This is a genomic window from Acinetobacter sp. AL9 (assembly GCF_041464035.1).
In the GTDB taxonomy this organism is placed as follows: Bacteria; Pseudomonadota; Gammaproteobacteria; order Pseudomonadales; family Moraxellaceae; genus Acinetobacter; species Acinetobacter towneri.
The window spans coordinates 1-273 of the sequence record NZ_JAYFSK010000222.1; the positions used below are offsets into that span (position 1 = coordinate 1).

Annotated in this window: 1 pseudogene; it reads right to left on the reverse strand. The window is 38.5% G+C overall.

Annotation, left to right across the window (positions count from 1 at the left end):
* Positions 1 to 273 (reverse strand): annotated as a pseudogene (locus ACEO2X_RS14430) (IS66 family transposase); the annotation flags it as partial.

Here is a 273-nt window from a genome sequence, read left to right on the forward strand (position 1 = left end):
CTGCATGGGTTTTATCTGCATTTAATCGTTCTAATTCCAGATCAACGGCTGCGATATCTTCTTCGACCGCCTCATCCCACAGATGGATTTGTTTTGCGGTGAGATGTTCGTTTTTACTGCCGAATTTGTGCTGTTTAAATAGTGCGAGTTCATGCTCGTATTTTTGATTGAGAATAGAAAGATGCTGAACTTTAGAATCTAATTGCTGATTGGTGACTTCAAGATGTTGAACTTTGGCATCTAATTGTTGATTTGATACTTCCAGATGTTGAA